Here is a 14222-nt window from a genome sequence, read left to right on the forward strand (position 1 = left end):
AAGAACGCAAAAGAAAAGAGCAGCTTTTGCGGAAATGGAAAGAGGAGAAATATCATGGTAGGAAGAACGATCAAAAAGTGGTGGCCGATATTTGTACTGCCAACCTTTGCGGCATTCGTAATCGGTTTTCTTTGGCCTTTTATCTGGGGCATTTATCTTTCATTCTGTAAATTTACCACAGTACAGGATGTAACATTTGTGGGCTTTTCAAACTATTCCAAGATCTTACTGGACAACACGTTCAGCCATTCCTTCTGGCTGACGGTAGTATTTGCATTTGTATCCAGTATTCTGATCAATGTACTGGCATTCTTTATTGCACTTGCATTAACAAAAGGATATAAAGGAACTAACGCATTCCGTACCGTATTCTTTATGCCAAACCTTATTGGTGGTATCGTACTTGGATACATCTGGCAGACACTGTTGAATGGACTTCTCTCCAAATGGGGACAGCCGTTGCTTTCACTTTCTGCGAGAAACGGATTCATTGGTATGCTGATTCTTCTGATGTGGCAGCAGATCGGATATATGATGATCATTTATATTGCAGGTCTGAATAACGTATCTCCGGATTTGATCGAGGCAGCACAGATTGATGGTGCAACAAACAGACAGATCCTGTTTAAGATCAAAATTCCGATGATCATGCCATCTGTTACAATCTGTACATTCCTGACACTGACTAACGGTTTCAAGATGTTCGACCAGAACCTCTCACTGACCGGCGGTGATCCGGGAAAACAGTCTCAGTTACTGGCACTGAATATTTACGATACATTCTATGCAAGAAGTGGACCACAGTGGAAGGGTATCGGACAGGCAAAAGCGGTTGTATTCTTCATTCTTGTTGTTGTGATCGCTCTGATCCAGCTTCGTGCAACATCATCTAAGGAGGTACAGCAGTAATGGAAAATAAGAAAAAAAATCCAGTCGCTTCAATTATACTGACGCTTGTCTGCATCCTCTGGATGTATCCGATCGTCCTGATTCTGATCAACTCACTGAAAAAAGAGGCAGCTATCACTACATCAGGTGTGTTCAGTCTTCCTACGAGTGAAACCTGGAATGGAGTTGCGAACTTTGTAGCCAGTGTTACGCAGATGGATTTCCTGAAATCTTTCTGGTACAGCCTTGTGATTTCTGTAATGTCCGTTGTTCTGATCATGTTATGCTGCTCTATGGCTGCGTGGTATATTGTCCGTGTAAACGGAAAACTGTCCAAGATTTTTTACTATCTCTGTGTATTCAGTATGGTAGTTCCTTTCCAGATGGTTATGTTTACACTGGCAAAAACAGCTGATACACTGAAGCTCAACAATCCATACAATATCTGTATCATTTACCTTGGTTTTGGTGCAGGTCTGGCGGTATTTATGTTTACCGGATTTGTAAAAGGTATTCCGCTTGAGATTGAAGAAGCTGCGCTGATCGATGGCTGCAGTCCTCTGCAGGTATACTTCAAAGTACTGATTCCAATCCTGAAACCGACGATCATTTCCACAGCAATCCTTGAACTGATGTGGGTATGGAACGATTACCTTCTGCCGACACTGGTTCTGGATATTAAGAAATACCGTACCATTCCAATGGCAGTACAGTACTTCCGCGGAAGTTACGGCCATGTACAGATGGGGCCGATGATGGCAAGTATCATGATTGACATCATTCCGATCATCATTGTGTATCTGGTATGCCAGAAATATATTATTGAAGGTGTTGTAGCCGGTGCCGTAAAAGGCTGATTCCGACAATATGAAGTCTTATATGAAAAGTCTCCGGGAAGATATTCTTTCCGGGGACTTCGTGCTATAATGAATTTGTAAATACGATAATGGTATGACTGTTTACAGATGGCACGATTTATCCGTTTTGCAGATAAATATATAGAAATTTAGGAGTATGAAAATGACAAATGTTCTTATCGTAGATGATGAAAAAATAGAACGTGAGGGACTGAAGTATCTTTTGTCCAGAGAAGAAGGGGAACGAAAGATATTTGAGGCATCCAATGGCAGGCAGGCGCTTCAGATTTTGCGTTCTGAGGAAATTCAGCTGATCTTGACGGACATCAAAATGCCGCATATGGATGGGCTGGAACTGACCAGACGTGTAAAAGAAGAATATCCGACATTGCAGATCGTGATATTCAGTGGATACAGTGATTTTGCATTTGCGCAGGAAGCAATCCGCTATGGCGTGACAGAATATATTCTGAAACCGGTAAATCCAGATGATTTTCATAAAGTGATCCAGAAAACAGAAAGAGAGATTGCGCGGCGAAAGAAAAAAGAAAGTCAGGAGATAAAAGAAAAAAACTTTTTGCAGCAGTATTTCCTGCAGAATTATCTGTATTCAGGAAAGGCAGAAACATTGGAAAAAGCCAGAGATCTGATCGACCTGGAAAAGTGGAATGGATGGCATTGCGGAATTCTGATTGAATCCGATGTGGCCTTTTTTGATACAGCAGAAGAAAATCTGGAAAGCGAGATCCAGAAAGAACTGAGAAGGGTGTTCTTTTATCTGAATCTGAATGCAAGACAGTCTCTGCTTTTGTTTCAGGATGTCTACTGTGATTATCAGCTTGTGGCAAATAACCTTTACAATTTTATGAAAAGAAATTACAGGGACAGTTTTTATCTGGCTGTCAGCAGGAAATTTGAAGGATGCGAATGCCTGCCGGGAATTCTGGAACAACTGGAACAGCAGATGGAAGAGAAATTTTATCATCTGGAGAAGCATGTATTTTCTAATGAAGAAGATGTACTTAAAATGTCAGTGGGAGAGGTGCAGGATTCTCAGATCATGCAGATGATTTCAGAAGATATCACGCGAAAGGACATGGAACAGCTGAAGAAACATTTTGAATGTCTCAAAGAAAAATATCATGATAATACACAGTATTCAGCAATGTATATCAAATTTGTGTTTTCAAATGTTATCCAGGAGCTGTTTCAGGAAAATCAGTTTTCCGGTGAACGAAAACTGGAACATGAGATCGAACGTCTCTATAGTTGCAGGAATATCCGAGAGATTTTGGCTGTGACAGAGGATAACATCAGAGAATATGAGACATTTCTGTCCCGTTCCATGAGTGAGTCCAGAAATGAAGTGGCATCGGTCAAAAATTATATTTATCAGCATTATAAAGAGGATTTGAATCTTGAGATGCTCGCAGAAAAAGTGTACCTGTCATCCGGGTATCTCAGCTTTATCTTTAAAAAAGAAACTGGCATGAATCTGAATCGTTACATTCGTGTATTTCGTATGGAAAAGGCAAAAGAACTTCTGTGTGGCACAAATATGAAAGTGGCACAGGTCAGCGAACAGGTGGGATTTGCCAATGTTTCTTATTTCTGCCGGAGTTTCCGTGAATATTACGGAAGCAGTCCGGAATCATACAGGAAAGGAACCGGAGAGGATGAACAGACTTCGTAAAATACTGAAAAATATGAAATACCGTCACAAACTGACGATACTTCTGGTTGTGACCAGTCTGGTGCCAATGACGGTGCTTGCCCTGTATAGTCACAGCAGACAGAGTACAATGGTACGAAGCAGTGAGCTGGAGGATATGCAGTCGATCGTGGAACAGACAAAGGAAAGTATTGACAGTCAGACGGCTGTTTATACGAGTCTTTTGAATTATCTGACGTATTCACCGGATATTGAAGAGATCATAAAAGAAAAAAATATTGACAATTATACTGCATACGAAAAATACACGGAGATTGCAGATCCTCTTCTGTCCGTGCCAAAATCTTATCATGATGCGATCAATCGTATTCAACTGTTTGCAGACAGCATTCAGGTGGAACATGAGTACACACTGGTTCCATTGGATAAGATGCAGGAGGAGTGGTGGAGTGAAGGGCTGAAAGATGATGTGCGTATCCAGTGGAGAGTGAATCGGGACCGCAAAGAAGTAGTGGCAGTCCGTATGATCTACAGCAATCAGAAACTGGATGCAGCAATTTGCATTTCTCTTGATTATGACAAGATTTTTCAGCCACTTACCAACATTCTGACAGATGAAAACGGGGGCATTGTAACAGATAAGAACGACACGATCCTGTATAGTAAGACGAAGCTTCCCGGTCTGGAATTTGATAAAAAAGAGAATGCAGAGACGATGCTTGCAAAAATCAGCCAGTCCTGTGTATACACAAAGACCGAGAGTGAGGAGAATGACTGGGTGTTTTACTTCTACAAGAGTCAGGAGGCAATCTCCGGTTCTGTGCGCAGACTGCTTCTGGAAGAGATTCCGTTGATTCTTGCCTGTGGTCTGATCATTTTGTTTCTTGGCCTGGCTTTCTCCAGGATTTTTACGAGAAAAATTGAAGAACTGACCAGAAATATGGATCAGGTAAATCATGGAAGTCGTGAAGTTACGGTAAGCAGTGATTCAGAAGATGAAGTTGGAATTCTGGTCAATAGTTTCCGAAACATGATGGATGAGATCAACCGTCTGATCGATGAGGTGTATGTAAATAAGATTGCCCTAAAAGAGTATGAGCTGAAAGCACTGCAGGCACAGATCAATCCTCATTTCCTTTATAATACACTTTCGATGATGAACTGGATGGCAATCCGGAGCAATCAGATGGATATCAGCAAGGTGACGCTGGCATTGTCCACATTCTATCGGACTGCCCTGAGTAAGGGAGAGGATGTGGTAACGGTTGAAAACTGCATTCAGAATATGCGGGCATATCTGGAAATCCAGCTTACCATGCATGACAACAGTTTTACTGTGGATTGGGACATTGATCCAACAATTAAAAATGAAAAAATGCCAAAACTTCTTTTGCAGCCGGTGGTCGAAAATGCAATCGAACATGGTATTGATGAGACAGAGAATGAAGACAAACGAATTTTTCTGTCATTCCAGGGAAAAGGTGAAGATGTGGAAATTATGGTACGTGATAACGGACTTGGAATGGAACAGGAAAAGGCAGAAAAGCTTGTGACTTATCAGGCAAAGGGATATGGTCTCCAAAATGTAAATGATCGGATTCGTCTGCTTTATGGAGAAAAATATGGAATACAGATTTTCAGTGAGCCAAATAAAGGCACTACAGTTGTAATGAAATTCCCAAAGGAGGGTGGAAATCATGAAATGTAAACGAATTACAATAATGATACTATTCTGCTCTTTTGTCCTTAGTGGCTGTGGAGGTTTCAGTGTACAGACAACTACGGAAAAAAGTGAAAATGCGGAGGAGTCGGGAGAAGGACAGGATACAGAAAAATGGCAGCAGGCTGCATCGGATACCTACAGTGCATATCCGGAACTTGTGACTTATACGCTGGGGCAGATGAGTGGGGCAAATAACTCCAATCTTCCGGAAGGAGATACCTATGAGGATAATGCATATACCAGATATCTGCGTAAAATGCTGAATATCCAGAATGACAATGTGTATATGGAAAGTGAAGACCGATACGATGAGTTTGTCAATATTCTGGTCAAGGATCAGACACTTCCGGACGTACTTGTAGTGTCTGACAGAGAAACATTAAAAGAACTTGTGGATAATGATCTGATAGAGGATCTGACGGAAGTTTATGAGAACTGTACGACATCAAAAATCAAGGAAATGTTCGAAAGTTACGGAAGCGATCTTCTGAATGCGGGTCGATTCGATGGAAAACTTATGGCAATCCCGGAGACGGTTACGGATCATGGACCGAATCTGATGTGGCTTCGCAAAGACTGGATGGATGAACTGGGGCTTGATGAGCCGGAAACCCTGGATGATGCATTTGATATTATTGATACATTTGTGGAGAACAGAATGGGGACTCCTGAGGGAGAAGAACCGGTAGGCCTTGTCTGCGATACGGAGCTGGTGGGAAGCACCAGCAGCAGTTACTCTGTGGATCCGGTGTTTGATAAATTTCAGGCAAGTCCACAAAGATGGGTAAAGAAAAATGGTGAGATCATTTATGGATCTGTGACGCAGGAAACAAAGAATGCACTCAGCTATCTGCACGAATTATATGAACGTGGTGTTCTGGATCAGAATTTTGCTCTCCGTGCATCCAACAATCTGCGAGACCTGGTCGTAAATGGCAGATGTGGAGCTTTTTTTGGTCTGTGGTGGACTCCGAATAATCCATTGATGGATGTCTATGAAAAGGACAAAACAGCAGATTGGGAACCATATTATCTCCAGGAATCAGAAAAAGGTCAGGCATATGCTTCTTTTCGAGATAATAAATATGTGGTTGTCCGCAAAGGTTATGAGCATCCGGAAATCGTCATGAAGATCATCAGTGTGCTGTTTGATTATACGAGATATGAGGCGGATGATGCAGACGAGGTAAATGAATATTTTGCATTGAATGTAGATCCGACCGCCCGTCCACTGGTGATCAATGTAGATTACAATGAAGCAACGTTCCAGATTACCAGGGACATCCGTGCGGTGGAAGAGGGTACAAAAAAAGAAGAAACCCTCAGTGCCATAGAGAAATCTTATTATGACGCATGTGAGAAGTTCCTTCATGAGAATTCGGATGTTGCAGAGGACTGGGCGGCATACAAATCAAGGGTTTCTGCCGTTGGACTTCTTGTGGATGGCCACTATCAGTCACCTGAGATGAATTACCTTGATGATACAGATGGCGAGATTCCTAAATCATTGCAAAAACTTGAAAAAGATTCTTTTATCCAGATCATCATGGGTGTAAAACCAGTCAGTTATTTTGACACTTTTGTAAAAGAATGGTATGAGCAGGGCGGCGAAGAGCTTACTGAGCAGATTCGCCGCTCGAATCCAGGGGAGTGATCACTCCCCTAAATGCCAGATGTCTTCATTATATTCTGCAATGGTTCTGTCAGAAGAGAAGAATCCTGCTTCTGCAATATTGATCAGTGTTCTGCGGCTCCAGTCTTCCGGATTTGTTGCGTAATCCTTCATTGCCTGTTCTTTACGTACTACATACGCATTGAAATCCGGCAGAGTCTGGAACCAGTCTTTGTTGATCAGTTCATTCTGCAGACGTTTCAGATGTTCTTCATCTCCGTATTTCAGCATTTCTTCACTGCTAAGGAAGTCAATTGCACGATGCAGGTTTGGATCTGCTTCATACCAGTCTCTTGCACAGTAATCGCCGGCAGCATAACGATGGATGACCTGTTTGCTGCTTTGACCAAAGATGTAGATGTTATCTGTTCCGACTGCTTCCGAAATTTCCACGTTTGCACCGTCCATGGTTCCAAGAGTCAGGGCACCGTTCAGCATAAATTTCATATTTCCGGTTCCGGAAGCTTCTTTTGATGCGAGACTGATCTGTTCGGAGAGATCGCATGCCGGAATCATTTTTTCAGCGGCAGAAACATTATAGTTTTCTACGAAGGCAAGCTGCAGATATCTGGAAACTTCAGGATCTTCGCTGATGACCTGAGATAAGGTCAGAAGTCCATGGATGATATCTTTGGCAATGATATAAGCAGGAGCGGCTTTTGCTCCGAAAATGCTTACCAACGGAACAGCAGGTACATGGCCGTTTTTGATTTCCAGATATTCATGGATCAGGAATAACAGATTGAGCTGCTGACGTTTGTATTCATGAAGTCTCTTGGACTGGATGGAAAACATCGCGTTGGTATTCAGACGGATTCCCTGTTTGTGTTCCAGCCATGCGGCAAGCGCTTCTTTGTTTGCTTTTTTGATGACATTGAGCTTTTTCAGGACTTCTGCATTTTCGGTGTAGTCCAGAAGTTTTTTCAGCTCTTCAGCATCTTTTTTAAATCCGCTTCCGATCAGAGATTCAATCTCGGAGGTCAGTGCCGGATTGCATTTGAGAAGCCAGCGGCGGAAAGTGATGCCGTTTGTTTTGTTGTTGAATTTGTCCGGATATAACTGATAGAATCCGGCAAGTTCGCTTTCTTTCAGAATCTGCGTGTGCAGAGTGGCAACACCGTTTGTGGAATGAGAAAAATGGATGTCCATATGTGCCATATGCACGACCTGATTCTGATCAATGATTGCCAGAGAAGCATCATCTGTACGCGCTTTTGCCAGAGCATCAAGTTTTTCGATGATCGGCATAAGCTGTGGAACGACTGTGTCGAGATAATGACGTGGCCATTTTTCCAGAGCTTCTGCAAGAATCGTGTGATTGGTATAGGCACAGGTATCTGTTACGATCTGTACTGCTTCTTCAAAAGCAATGCCATGCTGTTCGAGGAGACGGATCAGTTCCGGAATGACCATGCTCGGATGCGTATCATTGATCTGGATTGCCGCGTAGTCTGCAAGATTATGAAGATTGCATCCGCGGGCAACAGATTCTGCAAGAATTAACTGTGCACCGGCAGAGACCATAAAATACTGCTGGTAAATACGAAGCAGTCGACCGTCTTCATCGGAATCATCCGGATACAGGAACAGTGTCAGATTTTTAGTAATATCCTTTTTGTCAAAAGAGATGCCATCACCGATGATGGATTCATCTACCGTGTCCAGATCAAAAAGCTGCAGAGTGTTGGTACGTCCTTCATATCCGGTCACCGGAAGTTTATAAAGACGTGCAGCATATGTTTTACCTGCAAGAGAAACAGGGAAAACTGTGTCGGTCGCTTCTGCGGCACACTGATCAGTCAGCCAGAAATCCGGTGTTTCATTCTGAACATTGTTTTTGAAATTCTGGTGGAAAAGACCACAGTGGTAACGAAGGCCGATGCCATCTCCCGGAAGATTGAGAGTAGCAAGACTGTCCAGAAAACATGCAGCAAGTCGTCCGAGACCGCCATTGCCAAGACTTGGTTCCGGTTCCTGTTCTTCGATATCCGCAAGTGATCGGCCGGCAGCAGCCAGTGTTTCTCGAACTTCATCATAAAGACCAAGATTGATGAGATTGTTGGAAAGCAGTTTGCCGATCAGAAATTCTGCGGAAATATAGTACAGCTTTCTGCCGGAAGTTGTTTTGACCTGTTTCTGGCTCTGTTCCTGCACAAGCTTCAGAAGTGCAGTGTAAAGTTCTGCATCGGAGGCAGCAGAAATGTCTTTTTTGCAAAGCTCGTTCAGGGTGATTTTCATAGATTCACTCATGGGAGTAGCTCCTTTCGTTGTATAAGATGATTGTTGTTGTTCTGAATTTCTTAAGCTGATTTATTTATACTACAGATTGCCGTTCATTTCTTGTAAAAATCTCTCAAGAAATGATACAATCCTATCATGGAGGACAAAAAATATATTATGGAAAAACAAAATGGAATGGAATATCAGGAAACAAAGCAGCATGGAAGCAGACTATTCCCGTTTAACATTTACCCATGTACGATACCGTTGGATTTTCCTGCTGTCTCTTTGCACTGGCACAAAGAAATGGAACTGATCTATATAAAAAAGGGAAAAGGACTGGTCCAGCTTGAAGCAGAAACTTTTCAGGGCAGTGCAGGGGATATTTTTGTCGTGACACCAGGTACACTTCATTCCATCCATAGACTAAAAGGATATTCAATGGAGTATGAAAATATTATATTTGAAATGGATTTTCTCGGAGAAGGGGCGGCAGACCTCTGTGCCGGAGAATTTCTGGTGCCTCTTGCATCCGGCAGGTTACTGCCGCCGGTACAGATTTGTGAGGGGGAAGAACAGTACGATGCGTTGAAACAATGTCTGGTACAGATGGAGGAGTTATGCAGAACCAAAGAAAAAGGGTATGAACTGGGAGTAAAGGCAGCGGTGCTCCAGATGATCTTTCTTCTGATAAGAAAATATCCGTCAATAAAAACAGTATCTTCACCGGACCGTGAGCGGCTGAAAGAAGTGCTGCAGGAAATCTGTGCGCGCAGCAGTGAAAATATGACGGTGGCGGATATGGCAGGATTTTGTGGCTGGAGCAGCAGTCATTTTATGAGATGGTTTAAAAAAATGACAGGAGACAGTTTTACTTCTTATGTAAATGACAGAAGGCTTGCCGAGGCTGCGGAAGCTCTGCGGCAGTCAGATGACAAGATTATTTCTATTTCACAGGATGCAGGTTTTACCAATCTCTCCAACTTTAACCGGCAGTTCAAAAGCAGGTATGGCGTGACGCCGCGGGAATATCGGGAGATGATAGGAATTTAGAAAATGGAAAAGTCGATATTTTGCGACAAATTTAGTCATTTGTTCTAAAATTTATACTCGTTTTTTGTTGAAAATATGTCATGTAAATGCTATACTCTGACCATAAAAAATATGGCTTTTGCCGGAAAACTTCATATGTTTAGCAAAACAATCGAAAGGTTGCGACGCAAAGCTATAGGGCCTGTAAAATGGCAGCCAGTTGCACAAATCAGTTAATGAACGCATGGAAACACTATAGGTCGGCCTATAGTGTTTTTTTCTTTTAGGCCGGGGAAAAGGATTATGAAGAAGAACAACAGAAACACAGAGGGACATTACGAATGAAAAGAAAAAGACACAGAAACACAGCAGAAAAGGTGCTGACAGTCTGCCTGTTCTGTGCAGCCATGATACTTACCGCTGCTACAGGCTGTGCAAAACAGACAGAAAACACAACGAACGATTCCAGAGAACTGCAGGAGATCATAGTGGGAAGTGATGACTACCCTCCTTTCAACTATGCCGATGAAAATGGAAATCCGACAGGAATCGACGTGAATCTTGCAACAGAAGCATTTAAACGGATCGGGTATGAGGCGGTTTTTACCCGTATTAACTGGGAAGACAAGAAAAAACTGGTAGAAAGTGGAGATATCGACTGCATCTGGGGGAGTTTTACGATCAACGGCCGTGAAAACGAATATAAATGGGCAGGACCTTATATGATCAGTCATCAGGTTGTAGCGGTAGAGAAGGACAGTGACATTTATACATTTGGGGATCTTGAGGGCAAAAGGATCGCTGTACAGTCTACAACGAAGCCAGAGGAGATCTTTGCCAGCCATTCTGACAGCAGGATCCCGAAGTTCAGTGAAGTTTTTTCTCTGCAGAACAGAGAACTGATCTATCCGTTCCTGAGCAAAGGCTATGTGGATGCGGTTGCGGCACATGAGACGGCAATCCTCCAATATATGAAAGACTACGATCTGGAATACAGGATCCTGGAAGAACCCCTTCTGACAGTTGGACTGGGCGTCGCTTTCAGCAAAAATGATGACAGGGGAATAGAAAAAGAACTGACAGAAACATTCAAAGAGATGCGTGCAGACGGAAGTGCAGAGAAGATCATAGGCAAATATCTGGATCATGCAGAGACTTATCTGGAGGTAGAGGACTATGAGTGAGAAAAAAGGACTTCCGTGGAAACAGGTCCGTCGGTGGCCGTTTGATATTCTGATCGGTATACTGATACTGGCAGCAGTGGGTGTTTTTTCGATTTTTTCTGATATGAAGAGTACAGAGAGTAAGCTTGCAGACACCGCAAATTATATAAAAAATCAATGCAATGGCTATAATCGGCTGAATCTGGCTTCAGAGGCGAAGAGCCTGATGCGTATCATGGAGAGTGTTCGCCAGATCGACCGGCAGATGTCTTATGAGGAGCCTGGAAAAATGGTTCCGAGTGAGGAGTCCCTTAAGAAGTATGCACAGGAAAATTATGTGACAGGCGTTTTTATACTGGATGCAGACGGACAGATTCAGAGTCAGGCACAGGTGGATGGTCTGGATCTGAAAGAAGAACTTCTGAAATATATGGAAGTAGATACCTTGCTTGAGACAGAACATTTTCCGGAAAAAAATTATGGAGTCAGAATTGAACGCGAAGATGGCACGTACATAGATCTGGCTGCCTGCGGGAGATCGGATGCGTCTGGAATCCTTGTTGCGTATTATCATACACCACTGGACTATGTAAACAGCTTTTATCTTTCTTTTCAGTCTCTTTTGTCTGGTTATAATCTGGAGGAAGAGGGAACGATCATTGTAGCAGATGGAACAGAAATCCTGGCATCCAACAATGAAACTCTGATCGGAGGCAGTATTGATGACATCGCGATTCTTCGAAACATCCGGCAAAAAGGAAAAGGCTCCAAACTGGTTCAGGCGAAGAGTAATGAGGAGACTCTGAAACATGATTTTGGACTGATGGAGCATGGAAGGGATTATTATGTGTATGTCTATATGCCGGAGGGAAAGGTGTTTTCTTCTGTACCCAAGAATATGGTTTATGCACTGTTTCTGTGTTTGCTGGTAATTGGTGTGCTTCATATGGCACGATGGAATATTGCACAGAGGTATCGTGAAGAACAGATTCGGATTCAGCAACAGTATGCGCAGAGTCTTCAGAATAAAAACCGACAGCTTAAAGATGCAGTGAACCAGGCAGACCGTGCAAATGCGGCAAAAACCAGTTTCCTTTCCAGGATGAGCCATGATATCCGGACACCATTGAATGGAATTATCGGTCTTCTTAAGATTGATGAGGCACATCCGGATGATCTGGAACTGATCAGTACAAACCGCGGAAAAATCATGATTGCAGCGAACCATCTGCTTTCGTTGATCAATGATATTCTTCAGATGAGCAAGTTGGAAAGCGGGGAGATTGCACTTTCACATGAAGTGATAGATCTGAGTCAACTTGCAGTAGAGATTATCACGATCGTAGAGCAGCGTGCAGCGGAGACAGGAATCTTCTTGGGATATGACAAGAATTCGGAGCAGGTAAAGTATCCGTATATTTATGGAAGCCCATTACATATGAGGCAGTTGTTTCTGAACATCTACAGCAACTGTATCAAATATAATAAGATTGGCGGGAAGGTAACAACGACTTTTAAATATATAGGTGCACATGATGGAACGGTTACATATCAGTGGATAATCTCAGATACAGGGATCGGTATGAGCCAGGAGTTTCTGGATCATATTTTTGACCCGTTTTCCCAGGAACGTTCGGATGCACGAAGCGTGTACAATGGAACCGGTCTTGGAATGGCAATCGTAAAAGGACTTGTAGATGAAATGAATGGCACGATTCAGGTTACAAGTAAAGAAGGCGAAGGATCTACCTTTATAATTACACTTCCTTTTGAAATTGCGGAGGAAGTACCGGAGTCAAAAGAACAGAATATTTCTGGTGTTGATTCGATCAGGGGAATCCATCTCCTTCTTGCGGAGGATAATGATTTGAATGCAGAGATTGCAGAAACCCTTCTGGGTGACGAAGGAGCTGTGATTACGATGGTACGTGATGGGCAGGAGGCAATTGATGCGTTTGCCGGAAATCCGCCGGGAACTTTTGATGCAATCCTTATGGATGTCATGATGCCAAAAGTGGATGGACTGGCAGCAACTCGTACAATCCGTGAGATGGAGCGGGAAGATGCAAAAAAGATTCCAATTATTGCAATGACAGCGAATGCATTTGATGAGGATGCACAAAATTGTCTACGTGCAGGGATGAATGCGCATTTGTCCAAACCGTTGCAGATGGATAAAGTGATTGCGACGATCGTGAAGTTCTGTGCTGTTTCGAAATAAAAGAAATAAAATACTTTGGAAAAATATTCAAAAAAAGTGTTGACAGCCCGGTTGGAAAGTGATATTCTGACTGAGCTGTCACAAAGAATTGATTCTTTTGAACAAACAATTTAAATAGTTTTAAAAACTTTGAAAAAAGTTGTTGACAAAGAATTGGAGATGTGATAAAGTAAACAAGCTGCCAATGAGGCGGCGAAACAAAGAACCTTGATAACTAAACAGTGAAACACATACGATTCTCGAAAATTCACAATGAACACTTAACGAGCACGAGCGAAAACGAAGTGCGAGTTTAGTGAGAATGCGGTTCGAAGGAACTTGATGAAAGCGAGTGTAAACGAAGCTTGAATCTAGTGAATCGAACTTCATTGTTTCTTTTTTAAGAATGAACTTTTTATAAACAGTAAAACGGGAAGATAGCCAAGTGTTGTCTGACCGGAATCAAACATTTTATCAGAGAGTTTGATCCTGGCTCAGGATGAACGCTGGCGGCGTGCTTAACACATGCAAGTCGAACGGGAAACCTTTTATTGAAGCTTCGGCAGATCTAGCTGGTTTCTAGTGGCGGACGGGTGAGTAACGCGTGGGTAACCTGCCCTATACAGGGGGATAACAACCAGAAATGGTTGCTAATACCGCATAAGCGCACAGGACTGCATGGTCCGGTGTGAAAAACTCCGGTGGTATAGGATGGACCCGCGTTGGATTAGCTAGTTGGTGAGGTAACGGCTCACCAAGGCGACGATCCATAGCCGGCCTGAGAGGGTGAACGGC

General features: G+C 42.8%; 9 protein-coding genes, 1 rRNA gene and 1 riboswitch. Of the genes, 9 read left to right on the forward strand and 1 reads right to left on the reverse strand.

Annotation, left to right across the window (positions count from 1 at the left end; genetic code table 11):
- Positions 1–54 precede the first annotated feature (54 nt).
- From KQI91_RS00710 to KQI91_RS00730, 5 genes are all read left to right on the forward strand, one after another.
- The gene (locus KQI91_RS00710) at positions 55–909 is read left to right on the forward strand and encodes a carbohydrate ABC transporter permease (RefSeq protein WP_216390961.1); all 855 of its coding nucleotides are present in this window, start codon (positions 55–57) and stop codon (positions 907–909) included.
- Positions 909–1745 carry a carbohydrate ABC transporter permease gene (locus KQI91_RS00715; RefSeq protein WP_216390962.1) on the forward strand — a complete coding sequence of 279 codons (837 nt, stop codon included), beginning with the start codon at positions 909–911 and terminating at the stop codon, positions 1743–1745. Before KQI91_RS00710 ends, KQI91_RS00715 begins: the two co-directional genes overlap by 1 nt.
- 163 nt (positions 1746–1908) lie before the next feature.
- Positions 1909–3438 carry a response regulator transcription factor gene (locus KQI91_RS00720; protein ID WP_216390963.1) on the forward strand — a complete coding sequence of 510 codons (1530 nt, stop codon included), beginning with the start codon at positions 1909–1911 and terminating at the stop codon, positions 3436–3438.
- Positions 3344–5125 (forward strand): sensor histidine kinase, encoded by a 1782-nt coding sequence (locus KQI91_RS00725; protein ID WP_253288293.1) that lies wholly within the window; start codon positions 3344–3346, stop codon positions 5123–5125. Before KQI91_RS00720 ends, KQI91_RS00725 begins: the two co-directional genes overlap by 95 nt.
- Positions 5115–6794: an extracellular solute-binding protein gene (locus tag KQI91_RS00730; RefSeq protein ID WP_216390964.1), complete on the forward strand. Its 1680-nt coding sequence runs from the start codon at positions 5115–5117 to the stop codon at positions 6792–6794. The genes KQI91_RS00725 and KQI91_RS00730 overlap by 11 nt, the downstream gene beginning before the upstream one ends.
- Here KQI91_RS00730 and glgP read toward each other — a convergent pair whose 3' ends face one another.
- Positions 6795–9062 (reverse strand): glycogen/starch/alpha-glucan family phosphorylase, encoded by a 2268-nt coding sequence (gene glgP / locus KQI91_RS00735; RefSeq protein ID WP_253288294.1) that lies wholly within the window; start codon positions 9060–9062, stop codon positions 6795–6797.
- A gap of 147 nt (positions 9063–9209) precedes the next feature.
- On the opposite strand from glgP, the gene KQI91_RS00740 reads away from it, so the two are divergent.
- The 4 genes from KQI91_RS00740 to KQI91_RS00755 form a co-directional block, all read left to right on the forward strand.
- Positions 9210–10085, forward strand: coding sequence for an AraC family transcriptional regulator (locus KQI91_RS00740; protein ID WP_253288295.1), 876 nt, complete (start codon positions 9210–9212; stop codon positions 10083–10085).
- Positions 10086–10216: 131 nt separating this feature from the next.
- Positions 10217–10292, forward strand: a riboswitch (cyclic di-GMP riboswitch).
- A 113-nt stretch (positions 10293–10405) separates the two neighbouring features.
- Positions 10406–11248 (forward strand): transporter substrate-binding domain-containing protein, encoded by an 843-nt coding sequence (locus KQI91_RS00745; protein ID WP_330654409.1) that lies wholly within the window; start codon positions 10406–10408, stop codon positions 11246–11248.
- Complete coding sequence (locus tag KQI91_RS00750) at positions 11241–13448, forward strand: ATP-binding protein (protein ID WP_216390965.1); 2208 nt, start codon at positions 11241–11243, stop codon at positions 13446–13448. The genes KQI91_RS00745 and KQI91_RS00750 overlap by 8 nt, the downstream gene beginning before the upstream one ends.
- Before the next feature lie 450 nt (positions 13449–13898).
- Positions 13899–14222: ribosomal RNA gene (locus tag KQI91_RS00755) — 16S ribosomal RNA — on the forward strand; the annotation flags it as partial.

The organism is Blautia sp. MSJ-19 (assembly GCF_018918125.1).
In the GTDB taxonomy this organism is placed as follows: Bacteria; Bacillota; Clostridia; order Lachnospirales; family Lachnospiraceae; genus Blautia_A.